The organism is Acinetobacter sp. CAU_H_60, from assembly GCF_058599385.1.
This window is the reverse complement of sequence record NZ_CM178653.1, coordinates 233,583-251,698: the sequence shown is the minus strand read 5'-3', so window position 1 is coordinate 251,698 and position 18,116 is coordinate 233,583. Positions and strand designations below refer to the sequence as shown.

Here is an 18,116-nt window from a genome sequence, read left to right as displayed (position 1 = left end):
TTTTTTATTCTGGCTATCGCTTTTTTAAATCATTAAAGGGGGAATTCAAGTTTTAAACGCTAAATTCAGAACATAAAAAATCCCTCCGTAGAGGGATTTTTGAAATATAAAAATTAACCCAATAATAGGCTGTTAATACGTTTTACATACTCAGCCGGATTTTCTGGTAGTCCACCTTCTGCAATCATTGCCTGATCAAAGATCACATTGGCCAGATCATCAAACTGGGCAGAACCTTCCAGTTTTTTCACCAGTGGATGTTCCGGGTTAATCTCCAGAATCGGCTTCACATCCGGTACAGGCTGACCTGCATCTTTCAGCATACGAATCAGTTGTGGAGAAAGCTCCCCTTCTCCTGTAACCAGGCAGGCTGGAGAGTCGACTAGACGAGTTGTTACACGTACTTCTTTGGTTTTGTCTTTCAAAGAATCTGTTAGCTTTTCAACCACAGGTTTAAACTGTTCAGCAGCCGCTTCAAGTGCTTTTTTCTCTTCCGCATCTTGCAGATCACCTAGATCCACTGCACCCTTAGAGACATTTTGCAATGGTGTACCATCGAACTCATGCACAAAGTTCATTGCCCATTCATCGACACGCTCTGACATCAGCAATACTTCAATGCCTTTTTTCTTGAACACTTCCAGTTGTGGCGAGTTTTTCGCAGCATTCAGGCTTTCAGCGGTAATGTAGTAAATCGCTTTCTGGCCTTCTTTCATGCGTGCTTTATAGTCCGCCAATGAAGTGCTTACTTCATCATTGGTTGAAGTCGCATAGCGCAGCAGTTTCAAGATGCGTTCGCGGTTACCGAAATCTTCACCTAAACCTTCTTTCAGCACCGCACCAAATTCGCGGTAGAAAGTTTTGAAGTTTTCCTGATCTTTTTCATCTTCAGATTTTGCCAGATTATCCAAAGTGGTCAGAATACGGCGGGTATTGCCTTCACGGATGGTTTTCACATCACGGCTTTCCTGCAGCAATTCACGGCTCACGTTCAATGGCAGATCGGCACTGTCTACCACGCCCTGTACAAAGCGCAGATAGTTTGGAATCAGGTTATCCGCATCATCCATAATGAAGACACGTTTCACATACAGCTTGATGCCAGCTTTGGCTTCACGGGTAAAAATATCCTGTGGTGCCTTGCTTGGGATATAAAGCAGTTGGGTGTATTCAGTACTACCTTCAACACGGTTATGCGCCCAAGCCAATGGTGCAGCAAAATCATGAGTCAGGTTTTTATAGAATTCGGTATATTGCTCTTCAGTAATCTCAGATTTATTCCGAGTCCACAATGCGCTGGCCGAGTTAATCGCTTCCCACTCATCGGTCTTCACATATTGACCGCCTTTTGGTGTTTCCCCTTCAGCAGCTTCTTCTTCCTGCCAGACTTCTTTTTGCATCTGGATTGGCAGGCTGATGTGATCTGAGTATTTATTGATGATCTGTTTGACTTTATAGCTTTGCAGATAATCCAATGCATCTTCACGCAGATGCAGAATAATATCGGTACCACGGCCTTCTTTGGTGATCTGTTCAACTTCGAATTCACCGGTACCACCGCTAATCCAGCGCACCCCTTCTGAGGCATCCGTACCGGCACGGCGTGATTCTACGGTAATCTTGTCAGCCACAATAAAGCCTGAGTAGAAGCCGACACCAAACTGGCCAATCAGCTGCGCATCAGCTTTCTGATCCCCCGTCAGTTTTGACATAAAGTCTTTGGTCCCTGATTTGGCAATTGTCCCCAGATTTTCAATGGCTTCTTGCTGGCTTAAACCGATCCCGTTATCTGAAATGGTAATAGTTTTATTTTCTGGATCAAGGCTGACACGAACGCGGAGATCAGGATCATTTTCATAATATTCAGGATGGTTGATCCCTTCAAAACGTAATTTGTCACACGCATCTGAAGCATTAGAAATCAATTCACGCAGGAAAATTTCAGGATTTGAATAAAGCGAATGGGTCACGAGGTGCAGTAACTGCGCTACCTCAGCCTGGAAACTGTGTTTTTGTACGCTTAAATCGCTCATGAATCACTCCTATTATTTTAGATACAGATGTTAACTGTTGCCTATATGAATGGAGTGAGTTCAATAATTTTCAATAGCTTCAAAATAATTTTTTCGCAAAAAATATTTTTATGGCTTTCATTTTTATCAGTTTAATTGATGGGATGGACAAGACTTAATAAGGCCCCATTTTATAGATACGATCAAAATGCAGATCAAGCTGCTGCTGACGCATGTTATAAACCTGGCTCAAGCAGGATACGGATTCCTGGCAGCGGTCACGGAACTGCAGCCATTTCACCTGATCACGTTGAATCACCGAACGTGTTCCCATCGGCACCATACGGCGCAAGATGTTATAGCTGGTACTCATTTTGACATCCGCATCATTCAGCAAACGATGTTCACAAATTGTTTTCTCAGTCGCGGTTGTCGCTTTCTGACAATTAAAACTGGCAGCATAACTCTGTGAAATAAACAGCGTGCTGAAGATCAAAAGGCTCTTCGACAAAAAACTCATGCTTTGATCTTCCTTATTATTAAGTCGTATTCAATTAATATTTACTTTATTCGTTTTAATATATTTGAGTATTGCCAATCTGCTCAATTTCAATACGTTATAAATCGTTGTTATTTTGAAAAAAAGCCCCATTCTTGATGAGGCTTTTGGAAAAAGTAAACCAAAAAATTAGAGCTTAGAATTTATAGCTATAACCGATCGTATAAACCCAAGGATCGATTCCAAATTCACCCAAATTAATTTTTGTACCATCAGCAGTCTTTGCTTCCAGATCTGTATCTAAGTCTGCATAACGTGCATCAACAAATACACCCCAGTTTTTTGCATCCGCTGGCTGGAAGTTAAAGCCGACTTGGCCAGCTACACCATAAGCAACATCTGCATCAAGCTTTGATACACCTAATGCGTCTTTTGCAGTTTGGCTAAATTCTTCATCCCATGGAATGAATACTGTAGCACCTACGCCGATATAGGGAGTAAAGCGGCTTGAATTTTTAAAATTATATTTGGCTGTGATCGTTGGTGGTAGATGTTTTAATGATGCAATTTTCACATCACCCGCCATCTCAACATCATGTTTAAACGGGGTAGCCAATAATAATTCGGCTGAAATATTGTCATTGAAGAAATATTCGACTGAAGGAGTAAAATTGAGTTCGCTACTTGCTTTAGCATCTTCAACCACACCAGGAATCAGGTCAGTTTCCTGAGTAGGTGCTAATACAGAAGCCCCCACTTTCACTTGCCATTGCCCTGCCATCGCAGATGCTGAAAGACCCATTAATGCAATTAGAGCTACTTGCTTTAACATTTTAAAATACCCCCAAGGGAAGAATAATTATTAAGAAAATATTTCTTAATTAATAATAAACACGGCTTAAATTAATATGCAATAGATATTATAAAACTAAATTTCATTTATTATTTAAATACATGTAATTATTATATATTTATTTTAAATTGACTATATTGGTTGGTTTTAAATACCCAGTAAATTAATCAGATTAAAATAATAATATTCAGAGCAAAATAATCAGGTTTATATTAATTTTTTATTTAAACATATATTTTAAATACATCTTATAATTTATTTTAAATCGGCTTTGTTGCACAAACCTAGCATCAAAAGCTTATTCAGCAATATAATTTCAAAATGAATAAGCCTGCCTCTAAAATCTACCGTACAACCAATTGGTCATCCTATAACCGAGCCTTAATTAACCGAGGTAATATTTCCATTTGGTTTGATCCAAAGACTCAGTGGTATGCACAATCACAAGGCAAGCAAGGTCGAAATCAAACCTACTCCGATACAGCGATTCAATGCTGCTTAATGATCAAATTACTATTCCGACTCTCTTTACGTATGGTCACAGGTTTTGTTCAAAGTCTGATTAAACTCTCTGGATTAGATTGGACAGCTCCGGATTATTCCACCCTTTGTCGTAGACAAAAGCATATTGATATTGCGATTAGCTATCAAAAAAGTAGTGATGGACTGCATCTACTCGTAGACTCTACTGGTTTGAAGTTTCTTGGTGAAGGTGAATGGAAACGCAAGAAACATGGGGCTGAATATCGTCGCCAATGGCGTAAGCTTCACATTGCTATAGATGCTAAAACCCTGCAAATACGTGCAGTACAACTCACCACAAATAATGTCAGTGATTCTCAAGTACTCGAAGATTTACTTGCTCAAATTCCCTTGGATGAACCAATTGATTCTGTTTATACAGATGGTGCTTATGACACAAAGCACTGCCGACAAGTCATTTTAGATCGAGATGCACATGCGATCATTCCACCTAGAAAGAATGCAAAGCCTTGGAAGGATCAGCAAGCGAGGTCTATAGAGCGGAACGAATTATTAAAGACAGTCAAACGGCTAGGCAGATCGCTTTGGAAAAAGTGGTCTGGTTATCACCGTCGAAGTTTGGTTGAAACCAAGATGCATTGCATCAAATTATTAGGCGATAAATTAACAGCGCGGAGTTTTCCAAGTCAGGTGAATGAGATCCATGCACGCATGGCAGTCTTGAATAAATTCACAGAATTAGGTCGCCCTCATACCCAAGTTGTCTCTTAAATTTGAGTAGCTTAAGGGAACTCAGCCTTTCAAACCTTTATGCAACAAAGCCTTTTAAATCTAGGCAAATCTGCTCCGATTTATATCAGAGCAGATTATAAAAAGGACTTACAGAACCATGGCTGCAATCCAGCCAAAAATGATAAGCGGAATATTAAAATGAATGAAGGTTGGAACCACACTATCCTTCATATGGTCATGCTGACCATCCATATTCAGACCGGATGTTGGACCTAGAGTTGAATCTGATGCTGGAGAGCCAGCATCGCCCAAAGCAGCCGCAGTCCCGATGATCGCAATAGTTGCTGCAGGACTAAAACCAAATTGAATACAGAGCGGTACATAAATAATCGCCAGAATCGGAATGGTAGAGAATGATGAACCGATACCCAGAGTAATCAGCAGACCAATCAACAACATTAAAAAGGCGGCAAGTGCCTGGCTATTACCAATCCAGTCAACCGACGCTTCAACCAGCGCAGGAACCTGTCCTGTTGCCTCAATCACGGCAGCAAAACCTTGCGCGGCAATCATGATAAAGCCAACCAGAGCCATCATACGCATACCGGTGATGATCACATCATCTGCTTCTTTCCATTTAAAGATTCCGGCACAACTCAAGATTGCGACACCGACCAGACCGGCAAGAATCATCGAATCTGAATAAAGCTGTACCACAAGGGTTGCAATCACCGCGATCGCTGCCATCCAGATGGTCAGTTTGGCAATTTGCGGTTTCGCTGATTTTTGTTCTACACCCAGTTCAGCAGAGATACTTTGCTGCTGTTCCACATGGATATCTTTATAAAGACGTGGCTTACGGTAGCTGATAAACATGGCTACCAGCAAACCCACGAACATACCTGAGACCGGAATTGCCATCGCAGCGGGAATCTGGTCATAAGTAATCTCAAATCCGTAGGGTTTACCAAAGGTATTGATGTTATGGCCCAGAATATCATTCAGGAAGATGGCACCAAAACCAACTGGAACCAGCATATATGTTCCCACCAGACCAAAGGTCAGCAGACAGGCCACCAAACGGCGATCCAGCTTCAGATGGTTAAATACCAGCAATAACGGTGGAATCAGAACCGGAATAAAGGCGATGTGCACTGGAATCACGTTTTGCGAGAAAACGGCAGCCAATGCGACTGTACAAAAGATCAGATATTTAACCTTATTCTGTGCCTTTTCTGATGCCTCACCTTTTAAGGTAGTGATCATTTTATAGGCCAGCAAGTCAGGCAAACCGGAACGTGCCAAGGCCAAAGCAAAGGCACCCAAGATGCCATAAGCCAAGGCAATTTTAGCGCCACCGCCCAGACCATTGTTAAATGCGTCTAAAGTTCCCTGGAGGCCAAGACCTGCCAGCAAACCACCCGTAACAGCACCAATGACCAGGGCGAAAACCACAGGTACACGTGCCAATGAGAGTCCAAACATGACTCCAATAGCAGCAAGAATTGCGAACATAATGAATTGGGAATGAGAGAAAACGGCTATTTTATCAGAAAATCCGGATAAAAATTCTTCCACTTATCCCTTGCCGAGTCACGTTCCCAATCTCCGTATTAAGTGGTCGCTGTTAATTTCTGCTGAATAAAATTATGGATTAGATGAGCCACCTGTTCCGGCTGGCTCAAAATCGCCCAGTGATTGGCATTTAATTCTACCCGGGAAAAATCTTTTACCCATTTTGGCATTTCATCAATCAGATCTGGGCCAACAAACTGGTCCTTCTTGAGCACAATTGCCTGTACCGGACAGACTGCAAAACGCTGTCTAGGTCGAGATAAACGCGGTAAAAAGTTCGCCCGATACAGATTAACGCCATATTTTCCGTCTTTGACAATATTCTGGTTTAGCGGCAGATTTTCCTGCTGTTCCAGCTGACTGATCATTTTGCCCCAACGTTCTGCATTAAAGAAATTCCATGCGGTAGGCGCTATAAAAGGCAACTGGAATACCGCGATATACCAGGACCTGGTCATCTGTTTAAAGAACTTGGGCTTATGCTGTTTAAACTGTTCACGCATCCAGAAAGCAGCATGATCCAGACATGGACCTGACATGGTGCTAAAAGACAAAATCCGGCCTTTAAATTTAGGTTCGGTGACCGCTTCCCAAGCCTGGATTGAACCCCAGTCATGAGCCGCAAGGTGGAAAGCTCGTCCTGGCAAGACCTGATCGACCACTTGCTCTAAATCTGTACACAGACGTTCCAGACGATAATCCCGAATTTTCTTGGGAACGCTGGAGTCTCCTGCTCCGCGCACATCATAGGTCACCACAAAATAATCCTGAACAAGGTGAGAAATCACCGCTTCCCAGACATCCTGATGGTCAGGATAACCATGAACCAGCATTAAAGCCGGTTGTTCAGGCTCGCCCCAGGTTTTCACATAGAGACGTTGATGATCGCTGGTATCTACCCACTGGCTATGTCTTTGCATAGATGTATCCTTATTCGCTGATTGACTCTTTTATTGTTGAAATAGGCACGATTTATCAATGCCAGCTTATTTTTGTTGTTCTAGTATGCATACAAGACCAGAAAAAAGAATATCCGCATGAGCCTATTACGAAAAATTCAGCAACTGCCCTTGTTATCCAAATTTATCCTGAATCGCTATGCCCCTTATCGTGGAGCAGGCATTGTCATTGATGAAATGGATTTTGCCAATTATCACGTTCGCGTGAAAATGCCACTGACTCGCAAAAATCAGAATATTGTCGGAGTACATTTTGGTGGCAGCCTGTATTCCATGGTCGATCCTTTTTATATGTTATTGCTGATGCACCATCTGGGTCCGAAATACATTGTCTGGGATAAAAGCTCTACCATTCAGTTTCTAGCGCCAGGACGTGGAACGGTCTATGCGGACATCCGGATTTCCAGGCAGGAAATACAAACAGTAAAAGAACTGGCAGCTGACCATAGTCCGGTTTATCGCCAGTATCAGCTCAATATTTATGATGATTCCGGTGTGCGTATCGCTGAGGTACAAAAGACCGTTTATATCCGCCTTAAACAGAGCAAAGGCAAGCTTCGAGAAGCTAAATAACGAAATTGAATAAACTAAAAGCGCCATGGAGGCGCTTTTAAATCTATCTGGAGGATAGTTCTGTCGATTAACGACGACGGTTATTCTGTTCGATCGCTGCACCAGCACCACCACCGATGGCACCACCAATTGCAGCCCCACCTGTACCGCCAAAGATGCTTTTACCCACTGCAGAACCTACAGCACCACCGACACCACTATAGGTCGCATTACGGTTTGAACCACCTTGAGCTTTACTACCGACTGCTGCACCGGCACCACCGCCAACTGCTGCACCAACACCACCACCTACTCTGTTACCTACACCACCGCCCACTGCACCACCGAGCGCAGCTGCGCCAATACGCTGATCTTTAGCAGACATATTTTCACAGCCTGCCAACATAAAAGTGGAGATAGTTGCAACAGCCATTACGCTCATTAACTTTTTCATGATCTTGGCCTTCCTTCGTGCTTTGACTTAAGATTAACCTGATTTTAAGGAGCGATTCATAACAAGATGTTAAATCTTGAAACCTTCATGATTTATTTTGTAAAGAGCGCATGAAAGATCATGTTTTATTGATGATTTCTCCATATTTAGGACAAGTAACTACCAGATAATCTGATCTTTTCTAGCAATATAAATATATATAATTTGAGAAATAAAAAAGCCACCCGAAGGTGGCTTTTTTAAAATGATTTAGCGGCTAATTACAGACCGTTAAATTCATCGCTGAATGCTTGGCTCAACGCTTGGTCTACATCAGAGAAGTCATTGTGCAGTTCAAATTCTGCAGCTTCTGCTTCTTGACGACGACGCTCTAAGTGGTAAGCCAGACCTGTACCCGCTGGGATCAGACGACCTACAACTACGTTTTCTTTCAGACCGCGTAGATCATCTTCTTTACCTGTTACAGCAGCTTCAGTTAACACACGAGTGGTTTCCTGGAACGATGCAGCAGAGATGAACGAGTCAGTAGAAAGCGACGCTTTGGTAATACCCATCAATTGACGTTCAAATTTCGCAGGGAACTTGTTTTGCGCAAGAACAGCTTGGTTCTCTTGCATCACACGGATGTAATCCACTTGTTCGCCTTTGATGAAGCTTGTATCGCCACCGTCAGTGATGTCCACTTTACGCAGCATTTGACGTACGATCACTTCGATGTGTTTATCGTTGATTTTTACACCTTGCAGACGGTAAACGTCCTGAACTTCGTTCACGATGTAGTTGGTCAACGCCACTTCACCTTTCAGACGTAAGATGTCATGCGGGTTCTGTGGACCATCAGAAATGGTTTCACCACGGTTCACATGTTCGCCTTCGAACACGTTAATGGTACGCCATTTCGGAATCAGCTCTTCGTAGATCTCAGAACCATCATCCGGAGTAATCACCAGACGGTTTTTACCTTTGGTCTCTTTACCGAAGCTTACAACACCTGACACTTCTGCAAGGATTGCGTGTTCTTTCGGTTTACGCGCTTCGAACAAGTCAGCAACACGTGGCAGACCACCGGTAATATCACGAGTACGTGAAGATTCTTGTGGTACACGACCAATTACGTCACCCACACCAATTGTTTCGCCATCACGGACAGAAAGAATAGTGTTTTGTGGTAAGAAGTAGAACTGTTCGCCGCCGTCTACTGTGTCAAGCACAACAGCTGGACGTAAATCTTTACCAGACGCAGGACGAGCTGTTACAGGCAAGATTTCAACAGTGGTCATACCAGTTGCATCATCAGTTTTCGATGTTGCAGTTACACCATCAGCGATTTGGCTGAAGCGAACTTTACCGGCAACTTCTGTAACCAGTGGATGTGTATGCGGATCCCAAGTTGCTACGATACCGCCTGCTTCTACAGCTTCGCCATCTTTCAGCAAGATAAACGCACCGTATGGCAGTTTGTAACGTTCACGTTCACGGCCTAAGTCATCTGCAATACCGATTTCACCTGAACGTGAAGTTGATACCAAGTGACCTTTGGCATGTTGTACAGTTTTCACATTGTGGAAACGTACAGTACCTTTGTTACGAACTTGTACGCTGTTTGCAGCAGAAGTTCGGCTCGCAGCACCACCTACGTGGAATGTACGCATGGTTAACTGTGTACCCGGCTCACCAATCGACTGAGCAGCCATAACACCCACAGATTCACCTGGGTTTACCAAGTGACCGCGTGCAAGGTCACGACCGTAACATTTCGCACAAACACCGAAAGTAGATTCACAAGATACGACTGAACGTACTTTAACTTCATCGACACCTTGCTCTTCCAGGTAGTTTGCAAGTTTTTCGTCGATCAATGTGTTACGCGGCAGAATAACTTCTTCAGTACCTGCACGTTTCACATCTTCAGCAACTACACGACCCAGTACTCGAGTACCCAGGTTCTCGATCACGTCACCGCCTTGAATGAACGGAGTCATGACAAGACCAGACAACGTACCACAATCCGGCTCAGTGATGACCAAGTCTTGCGCAACGTCTACCAGACGACGAGTAAGGTAACCAGAGTTCGCTGTTTTCAGTGCTGTATCGGCCAAACCTTTACGTGCACCGTGTGTTGAAATGAAGTACTGAAGTACTGTCAGACCTTCACGGAAGTTCGCTTTAATAGGCGTTTCAATGATCGAACCATCCGGTTTCGCCATCAGACCACGCATACCAGCCAACTGACGAATCTGAGCTGCGGAACCACGGGCACCAGAGTCAGACATCATGTAGATGCTGTTGAATGATTTCTGTTTCTCGTCTTCACCCTGTTTGTTCTTAACAGTCGTGAATGACAAGTTGTCCATCATCGCTTTTGCTACCTGGTCGTTTGTACGCGCCCAGATATCGACAACTTTGTTATAACGTTCGCCGGCAGTTACGAAACCTTGTTCGAACTGTTGTTCGATTTCACGAACTTCAGCTTCAGCTTTCCCGATAATCGCTTGTTTTTGTGGTGGAATGACCATGTCTTCCATACCAACAGAAACACCAGAACGAGTCGCTTGACGGAAACCAAGGTACATCAATTGGTCAGCGAAGATAACAGTGTCTTTCAGACCCAGTTTACGGTAGCAAGAGTTGATTAACTTAGAGATGTTCTTTTTGGTCATCTCAACGTTAATTTGCTGGAAGTCCATACCTTCAGGCACAACTTCCCAAAGCAGACAGCGACCAGGAGTCGTATCTACGATAATCGTTTGCTGTTCACGTTCGCCGTTTTCGTTGATCACGGTTTGGTGTACACGTGCTTTCACGCGAGCGTGCATATCCACCTGACCAGTCGCAAGCGCACGGTTTACTTCGTCAGTGTCCGCGAACACCATGCCTTCACCTTTGGCATTTACCGCATCACGAGTGATGTAGTAAAGACCCAAGACAACGTCCTGAGACGGTACGATGATTGGCTCACCGTTCGCTGGAGACAGAATGTTGTTGGTCGACATCATTAACGCACGAGCTTCTAATTGAGCTTCAAGTGTTAATGGAACGTGTACCGCCATTTGGTCACCATCGAAGTCGGCGTTGAACGCAGCACATACGAGTGGGTGAAGACGGATCGCTTTACCTTCAATCAGAATAGGTTCAAATGCTTGAAGACCTAGACGGTGAAGTGTCGGCGCACGGTTCAACATCACTGGATGTTGACGGATGACAGAGGCAAGAACGTCCCAAACTTCTGGAGTTTCGCGCTCAACCATTTTCTTCGCAGCTTTAATGGTTGTTGCTTGACCAGATGCTTGCAGTTTCGCAAAGATGAATGGCTTGAACAGTTCAAGCGCCATTTTCTTAGGAAGACCGCATTGGTGTAAACGAAGGCTTGGACCTACGGTAATTACCGAACGACCAGAGTAATCGACACGTTTACCCAACAAGTTCTGACGGAAACGACCTTGTTTACCTTTGATCATATCTGCCAAAGATTTAAGAGGACGTTTGTTAGAACCAGTAATCGCACGACCACGACGACCGTTATCCAGCAATGCATCTACAGATTCTTGCAACATACGTTTTTCGTTACGTACGATGATGTCTGGAGCTGCAAGGTCAAGAAGACGTTTTAAACGGTTGTTACGGTTGATCACACGACGGTAAAGGTCGTTCAAATCAGAAGTCGCGAAACGACCACCTTCAAGTGGTACAAGCGGACGAAGATCTGGTGGAAGTACAGGAAGTACGTTCATCACCATCCATTCTGGCTTGTTGTTCGAATCGTTGAATGCTTCCATCAATTTCAGACGCTTAGAGGCTTTTTTAAGCTTAGTTTCTGAAGTTGTATTTGGAATTTCTTCACGAAGACGCGCAATTTCAGCTTCAAGATCGATATCTTTAAGCAAGTCTTGAACCGCTTCTGCACCCATTTTCGCAGTGAATTCATCACCGTGTTCTTCTAACGCATTGAAGTATTCTTCATCGTTAAGAAGTTGGTATTTCTCAAATGGAGTCATACCTGGGTCAGTGACAACATAAGATTCGAAATACAATACGCGTTCGATATCACGTAGCGTCATGTCTAATAAAAGACCGATACGGCTAGGAAGTGATTTCAAGAACCAGATGTGTGCAACTGGAGAAGCCAATTCGATGTGACCCATACGCTCACGACGAACTTTCGCAGTTGTTACTTCAACGCCACATTTTTCACAAATGACGCCTTTGTATTTCATGCGCTTGTATTTACCACACAAGCATTCGTAATCTTTTACTGGACCAAAGATTTTGGCACAGAATAAACCGTCACGTTCTGGTTTGAAGGTACGGTAGTTAATGGTTTCTGGCTTTTTAACTTCACCATGAGACCACGACTTAATCATTTCTGGTGACGCAAGACCAATACGGATGCGATCAAACTCTACTGGAGCATGACCGTCGGAATCCGTCTTTTTGCGCATGATATCGAGCAAGTCTTTCAATTTTTTTCTCCGTGTGTCGAGGAGATTTTCACTTCCCGACTGGGTCACAAATATTGTTTTTTACTGAAATTCGGGAATCTCAAGAATCCCCCTAAATCCCCCTTTATAAAGGGGGACTTTCTCCCCTCTTTCTTAAAGAGGGGTCGGGGGAGATTTCTTAGTCACCATTTTTCAGTTCAATGTTGATACCTAAAGAACGGATCTCTTTGGTCAATACGTTGAACGATTCAGGCATACCTGGGTCCATATAATGGTTACCATCTACAATGTTCTTATAGATACGGGTACGACCTTCAACGTCATCCGACTTCACAGTAAGCATTTCTTGAAGCGTATATGCTGCACCGTATGCTTCCAGTGCCCAGACTTCCATCTCACCGAAACGCTGACCACCGAATTGTGCTTTACCACCCAGCGGCTGTTGCGTTACTAGAGAGTAAGAACCAGTAGAACGCGCATGCATCTTGTCGTCAACCAAGTGGTTCAGTTTCAGCATGTACATGTAACCTACAGTTACAGGACGGTCGAAACGTTCACCAGTGCGGCCATCGTACAATACAGTTTGACCCGTACGTGACAAGCTAGCAAGCTCAAGTAATTCTTTGATCTGACCTTCTTCAGCACCATCAAATACTGGAGTTGCCAGAGGAACACCTTTACGCAGGTTACCAGACAGTTTCAAGATTTCTTCATCAGTCAGGCTGTCAAGATCTTCTTGCTGACCGCCAACCTTATTATAAATCTTGTCTAGGAAATCACGCAGTTCAAGAACTGTACGCTGTTCTTTCAGCATCTTGTCGATTTGATCGCCAAGACCTTTAGCAGCCATACCCAAGTGAGTTTCCAGAATCTGACCCACGTTCATACGTGATGGTACACCGAGCGGGTTCAGTACGATATCTACTGGTACACCATTGGCATCGTGCGGCATGTCTTCAACAGGCAGGATGTTAGAAACTACACCCTTGTTACCGTGACGACCTGCCATCTTATCACCAGGCTGGATACGACGTTTAACGGCCAGGTAAACCTTAACAACTTTCAATACGCCAGTTGTCAGTTCGTCACCTGTAGAAAGTTTGCGTTTTTTCTCAGCAAATTTCTCATCAATTTCAAGGCTCTTCTCTTTCAGGAACACTTGAATTTGAGTTAAACGTTCAGCAATTGCTTCATCACTTGGTTGGATATCAAGCAGATCAACCAGCTCTAAACCAGATAACAATTCTTCAGACAGTTTGTCACCGCGTTTAGTAGTACCGCCACCGTTAGATTCCTGACCTTTCAACAGACGTACAATACGTTCACGTGCTGCTTCTTCGAAGATTTTGTATTCTTCTTTCAAGTCTTTACGGTAAGCATCCAGCTGAGCTTTTTCAATTGCCTGAGCACGTTCGTCTTTCTCAAGACCGTCACGTGTAAACACTTGAACGTCGATCACAGTACCTTTAGTACCCGATGGAACACGTAAAGAAGAATCTTTTACATCAGCCGCTTTTTCACCGAAGATTGCACGAAGCAGTTTTTCTTCAGGAGTTAACTGAGTTTCACCTTTAGGCGTTACTTTACCTACCAGGATGTCACCCGCAGTCACTTCAGCACCGATGTAAACGATACCTGACTCGTCCAGTTTAGAAAGCGCTGCTTCACCCACGTTCGGAATATCGGCAGTAATTTCTTCAGCACCCAATTTGGTATCACGTGCAACACATGAAAGTTCTTGGATGTGAATAGACGTTAAACGGTCTTCTTGAAGAACACGCTCAGATAACAAGATCGAGTCTTCGTAGTTGTAACCATTCCAGGTCATGAACGCTACACGCATGTTTTGACCAAGCGCAAGCTCACCGCCATCAGTTGATGGACCGTCAGCCAGAACGTCACCACGACCTACTTTATCGCCCAGGTTCACAAGAACTTTCTGGTTGATACAAGTGTTTTGGTTAGAACGTGTGTATTTGATCAGGTTATAGATATCTACACCTGCTTCGCCTGCAACCATTTCGTCTTCGTTGACACGAATCACGACACGCGAAGCGTCAACAAATTCAATACGACCACCACGTTTCGCGATTACACATACACCAGAGTCATGTGCTACGTTCGCTTCCATACCGGTACCAACCAGTGGTTTATCAGCAATTAACGTAGGAACAGCCTGACGTTGCATGTTCGAACCCATCAATGCACGGTTGGCGTCATCGTGCTCAAGGAACGGAATCAGTGATGCTGCTACAGATACAACCTGTTGTGCAGATACGTCCATATGCGTCACTTTTTCAGGAGGCATACGTACGAATTCACCTTGGTGACGTACAGAAACGAATTCTTCAGACAGGTTGCCATCTTTATCTACTGCAGAGTCGGCCTGTGCAATCACAGTACCTACTTCTTCAATCGCAGATAGGTATTCAACGTCATCAGTTACGCGACCATCAACCACTTTACGGTATGGAGTTTCCAGGAAACCGAAGTTGTTACATTTTGCGTAAACAGATAGCGAGTTGATCAAACCAATGTTTGGACCCTCAGGAGTCTCAATTGGACATACACGACCATAGTGAGTTTGATGTACGTCACGTACTTCGAAGCCCGCACGTTCACGAGTCAAACCACCAGGCCCAAGTGCTGATACACGACGTTTGTGTGTAATTTCAGACAACGGGTTGTTTTGGTCCATGAACTGAGACAACTGACTTGAACCAAAGAATTCTTTGATTGCAGCAGCCACTGGCTTCGCATTGATCAGGTCTTGCGGAGACAGATTATCAGTTTCAGCTTGAGACAGACGTTCTTTAACAGCACGCTCTACACGAACCAGACCTACACGGAATTGGTTCTCGGTCATTTCACCCACAGAACGAACACGACGGTTACCCAAGTGATCGATATCGTCGACTTCACCTTTACCGTTACGGATTTCTACTAATGTTTTTAATACATCAGTGATATCTTCATTCGAGAGAATGCCTTCAACTTCGCGTGACTTCTGATCAGTACCCACTTCGTAAGGACGACCCAAACGACGGTTGAACTTCATACGACCCACTGGAGACAGATCATAACGCTCAGAAGAGAAGAACAGGTTATTGAACAGGTTCTCAGCAGCTTCTTTTGTTGGTGGCTCACCTGGACGCATGACTTTGTAGATTTCTACAAGCGCTTCATCACGGCTTACTGTGGTATCAGCACGTAATGTATCCGCAATAAACGGACCACGGTCGATATCGTTAGTAAACAGGATATTGAACTGTTTCACGCCGCCTTCTGCAATTTTCACCATGATTTCATGGCTCAGAACAGTATTGGCTGCAATCACATCACCATCTTTCAGTGGGATGTCTTCAGCAGTGATACGTTCGTACAGGTACTCATCAGGAACAGAAAGCTTCTCAAGACCAGATGCTTCCATTTGACGTACATGACGTGCGTTAATACGTTTACCTTGTTCAACAATGACTTTGCCGTCTTTGTCAGCAATGTCGAACTGTGCCATTTCGCCGCGCAGGCGCTCTGGAACAAGGTCAATCTGGTAGCTACCCATGTCCAGATACACAGGTACTTTCTCGTAGAACATGTCGAGAATTTGTTCGTTGGCATAACCCAGCGCACGAAGCACCACAGTCGCAAGCAATTTACGACGACGGTCAATACGTACGTAGACCAGGTCTTTGGCATCGAATTCAAAGTCTAACCATGAACCACGGTAAGGAATGATACGTGCTGAATAAAGGACTTTACCGCTTGAGTGAGTCTTGCCTTTATCGTGGTCAAAGAATACGCCCGGTGAACGGTGCAATTGCGATACGATTACACGCTCGGTACCGTTAATTACGAAAGTACCGTTGTCTGTCATAAGCGGCATTTCGCCCATGTAGACTTCTTGTTCACGTACGTCTTTGATTGATTTAGTTTCGCGATCTTTCAGGATCAAACGAATTTTTACGCGCATTGGTGCTGCATAAGTTGAGCCACGAAGGATACATTCGCGTACATCAAACTCAGGCTTACCAAGACTATACTCAACGAATTCTAAAGCAGCATTGCCAGAATAACTTTCAATAGGAAAAACTGAACGAAATGCGGCTTGGAGACCGATATCTTCGCGGTTTTTTGGTGATTTGCCATCTTGTAAGAATGTTCTGTACGAGTCGACTTGAATCGCGAGCAGGTACGGAGCATCCATGACGCTAGGCAATTTACCAAAATTCTTACGGATCCGTTTCTTTTCGGTATATGAGTATGCCATCTGGAGTCCTCGGAAAGTGTAAACCAAGCCCGCCTGCAGAACGGGCTCAGAAGGAATTACGCTGGCCGATATGGCCACCACTCTTTACAAATGCTGCAATTTTTAGTGGTATTAAAACGCTTAACAATATTTTTTTAATGAAAAATATTGGTAAGCGTTTGTTCATTATGTTTATTTTTAATTTGTATGAATTTTATATCATGCAAACAAAAATCGAGCCGATTATTGTAACGCAAAAAGGCTGATGACCCAAGAGCCATCAGCCAATTTTTGGAGCCGATTATAAAAAAACCGGCTCCTTTAAGAAATTACTTAAGAGTAACTGTAGCACCAGCTTCTTCAAGTTTTTTCTTAAGCTCTTCGCCTTCTTCTTTAGAAACGCCTTCTTTAAGAACTGTAGGTGCGCCTTCAACCATGTCTTTAGCTTCTTTCAAGCCAAGACCAGTAGCTTCACGAACTGCTTTAATTACAGCAACTTTGTTACCACCGAAAGAAGTCAACTCAACGTTGAATTCTGATTGTTCTTCAGCAGCAGCAGCAGCGCCAGGAGCAGCAGCAACAGCAACAGCAGCAGCAGATACGTTGAATTTCTCTTCGAAAGCAGAGATTAGTTCAACAAGTTCAAGAACAGTTTTTTCTGCAACTGCGTTTAGGATTTCTTCGTTAGTTAAAGCCATGAGAATAACTCCAAATGGAAATTGAATGGTGTGGAAATAAATTTAAGCTTATGCAGCTTCTGACTCGTTTTTCTCTTTGAGCGCAGTAATAAGGCGACCCAATTTCGAAATAGGAGCTTGAAGAACGTTTGCAAGCATAGTAAGCGCTTTTTCTTGGTTCGGAAGGTTCGCGATTACGCTAACTTCAGCACCTTCGTAAACTTTGCCATCAAATGCAGCAGCTTTAAGTTCGAATGCTTTGTTAGTTTTTGCGAATTCTTCGAACAAGCGTGCAGCTGCACCCATGTCGTCTTCAGAAGTCGAGAAAGCTAAGATTGTTGGGCCAACAAGGCTGTCGTTCAAGATATTGAATTGAGTATCTTGAAGAGCGCGTTTAGCCAGAGTGTTACGCACGATACGTGTTTTAACACCTAGTTTACGAGCTTCAACACGAAGAGCAGTTAATTGCTCAACTGTTAAACCTTGGTAGTCAGCAACAACAGCGGCAAATGCAGTAGAAGCAATTTCACTTACTTCAGCTACGATCTGTTTTTTGCCTTCAATAAGAAGAGCCATTGTAAAACCTCCTAACGGTGATTTATGTGCCTGATCACAAGCACACTCCCAATTCGTGA

Annotated in this window: 13 protein-coding genes; 3 read left to right on the top strand and 10 right to left on the bottom strand. The window is 43.7% G+C overall.

All coding sequences use genetic code 11. The annotated features are described in order from the left end of the window. Nucleotides 1–113: 113 nt before the first annotated feature. The 3 genes from htpG to AC4MBN_RS01180 all read right to left on the bottom strand — a co-directional run bounded on the left by htpG (nt 114) and on the right by AC4MBN_RS01180 (nt 3,343). A complete protein-coding gene (htpG, locus tag AC4MBN_RS01190; protein ID WP_180025230.1) occupies nt 114–2,033 on the bottom strand; it encodes a molecular chaperone HtpG in 1,920 nt (639 codons plus the stop codon). 154 nt (nt 2,034–2,187) lie between these two features. Further along, nucleotides 2,188–2,532 (bottom strand): lysozyme inhibitor LprI family protein, encoded by a 345-nt coding sequence (locus tag AC4MBN_RS01185; protein ID WP_034170983.1) that lies wholly within the window; start codon nt 2,530–2,532, stop codon nt 2,188–2,190. Nucleotides 2,533–2,707: 175 nt separating this feature from the next. Beyond that, entirely contained in the window at nt 2,708–3,343 is a 636-nt protein-coding gene (locus tag AC4MBN_RS01180; RefSeq protein WP_491876261.1) for an OmpW/AlkL family protein, read from the bottom strand. A gap of 342 nt (nt 3,344–3,685) precedes the next feature. On the opposite strand from AC4MBN_RS01180, the gene AC4MBN_RS01175 reads away from it, so the two are divergent. Further along, nucleotides 3,686–4,618 (top strand): IS5 family transposase, encoded by a 933-nt coding sequence (locus AC4MBN_RS01175; protein WP_005103080.1) that lies wholly within the window; start codon nt 3,686–3,688, stop codon nt 4,616–4,618. A gap of 108 nt (nt 4,619–4,726) precedes the next feature. On the opposite strand, the gene AC4MBN_RS01170 is transcribed toward AC4MBN_RS01175, so the two are convergent. Further along, entirely contained in the window at nt 4,727–6,094 is a 1,368-nt protein-coding gene (locus tag AC4MBN_RS01170) for a Na+/H+ antiporter family protein (RefSeq protein WP_159123440.1), read from the bottom strand. A 98-nt stretch (nt 6,095–6,192) separates the two neighbouring features. Beyond that, on the bottom strand, nt 6,193–7,074 hold the full coding sequence (locus AC4MBN_RS01165) for an alpha/beta fold hydrolase (RefSeq protein ID WP_419363865.1): 882 nt from the start codon (nt 7,072–7,074) through the stop codon (nt 6,193–6,195). 117 nt (nt 7,075–7,191) lie between these two features. Here AC4MBN_RS01165 and AC4MBN_RS01160 point away from each other — a divergent pair, with 117 nt between their 5' ends. Beyond that, nucleotides 7,192–7,686 (top strand): DUF4442 domain-containing protein, encoded by a 495-nt coding sequence (locus tag AC4MBN_RS01160; protein ID WP_419363868.1) that lies wholly within the window; start codon nt 7,192–7,194, stop codon nt 7,684–7,686. A gap of 67 nt (nt 7,687–7,753) precedes the next feature. Here AC4MBN_RS01160 and AC4MBN_RS01155 read toward each other — a convergent pair whose 3' ends face one another. From AC4MBN_RS01155 to rpoB, 3 genes are all read right to left on the bottom strand, one after another. After that, entirely contained in the window at nt 7,754–8,119 is a 366-nt protein-coding gene (locus AC4MBN_RS01155; protein WP_034170980.1) for a YMGG-like glycine zipper-containing protein, read from the bottom strand. Between the two features lie 260 nt (nt 8,120–8,379). Beyond that, complete coding sequence (gene rpoC / locus AC4MBN_RS01150; protein ID WP_180104691.1) at nt 8,380–12,579, bottom strand: DNA-directed RNA polymerase subunit beta'; 4,200 nt, start codon at nt 12,577–12,579, stop codon at nt 8,380–8,382. Between the two features lie 157 nt (nt 12,580–12,736). Further along, the gene (gene rpoB / locus AC4MBN_RS01145; RefSeq protein ID WP_491880511.1) at nt 12,737–16,825 is read right to left on the bottom strand and encodes a DNA-directed RNA polymerase subunit beta; all 4,089 of its coding nucleotides are present in this window, start codon (nt 16,823–16,825) and stop codon (nt 12,737–12,739) included. On the opposite strand from rpoB, the gene AC4MBN_RS01140 reads away from it, so the two are divergent. Next, on the top strand, nt 16,819–17,070 hold the full coding sequence (locus AC4MBN_RS01140; protein ID WP_034170979.1) for a hypothetical protein: 252 nt from the start codon (nt 16,819–16,821) through the stop codon (nt 17,068–17,070). The two genes, rpoB and AC4MBN_RS01140, sit on opposite strands and share 7 nt — an antisense overlap. Nucleotides 17,071–17,133: 63 nt before the next feature. On the opposite strand, the gene rplL is transcribed toward AC4MBN_RS01140, so the two are convergent. Both rplL and rplJ read right to left on the bottom strand, forming a co-directional pair. Further along, nucleotides 17,134–17,502, bottom strand: a complete 369-nt coding sequence (gene rplL / locus AC4MBN_RS01135; protein ID WP_159123444.1) for a 50S ribosomal protein L7/L12 — start codon at nt 17,500–17,502, stop codon at nt 17,134–17,136. A 48-nt stretch (nt 17,503–17,550) separates the two neighbouring features. Then, nucleotides 17,551–18,057, bottom strand: coding sequence for a 50S ribosomal protein L10 (rplJ, locus tag AC4MBN_RS01130; protein ID WP_004781671.1), 507 nt, complete (start codon nt 18,055–18,057; stop codon nt 17,551–17,553). Nucleotides 18,058–18,116 lie beyond the last annotated feature (59 nt).

What these genes read in the sequence shown, in the direction of transcription:
- AC4MBN_RS01175 (WP_005103080.1), top strand. Translation starts at nt 3,686, where the DNA reads ATGAATAAGCCTGCCTCTAAAATCTACCGTACAACCAATTGGTCATCC.
- AC4MBN_RS01140 (WP_034170979.1), top strand. Translation starts at nt 16,819, where the DNA reads ATGCCATCTGGAGTCCTCGGAAAGTGTAAACCAAGCCCGCCTGCAGAA.
- rplJ (WP_004781671.1), bottom strand. Translation starts at nt 18,057, where the DNA reads ATGGCTCTTCTTATTGAAGGCAAAAAACAGATCGTAGCTGAAGTAAGT.
- AC4MBN_RS01180 (WP_491876261.1), bottom strand. Translation starts at nt 3,343, where the DNA reads ATGTTAAAGCAAGTAGCTCTAATTGCATTAATGGGTCTTTCAGCATCT.
- rplL (WP_159123444.1), bottom strand. Translation starts at nt 17,502, where the DNA reads ATGGCTTTAACTAACGAAGAAATCCTAAACGCAGTTGCAGAAAAAACT.
- AC4MBN_RS01185 (WP_034170983.1), bottom strand. Translation starts at nt 2,532, where the DNA reads ATGAGTTTTTTGTCGAAGAGCCTTTTGATCTTCAGCACGCTGTTTATT.
- rpoB (WP_491880511.1), bottom strand. Translation starts at nt 16,825, where the DNA reads ATGGCATACTCATATACCGAAAAGAAACGGATCCGTAAGAATTTTGGT.
- AC4MBN_RS01160 (WP_419363868.1), top strand. Translation starts at nt 7,192, where the DNA reads ATGAGCCTATTACGAAAAATTCAGCAACTGCCCTTGTTATCCAAATTT.
- AC4MBN_RS01165 (WP_419363865.1), bottom strand. Translation starts at nt 7,074, where the DNA reads ATGCAAAGACATAGCCAGTGGGTAGATACCAGCGATCATCAACGTCTC.
- AC4MBN_RS01155 (WP_034170980.1), bottom strand. Translation starts at nt 8,119, where the DNA reads ATGAAAAAGTTAATGAGCGTAATGGCTGTTGCAACTATCTCCACTTTT.
- htpG (WP_180025230.1), bottom strand. Translation starts at nt 2,033, where the DNA reads ATGAGCGATTTAAGCGTACAAAAACACAGTTTCCAGGCTGAGGTAGCG.
- AC4MBN_RS01170 (WP_159123440.1), bottom strand. Translation starts at nt 6,094, where the DNA reads ATGTTCGCAATTCTTGCTGCTATTGGAGTCATGTTTGGACTCTCATTG.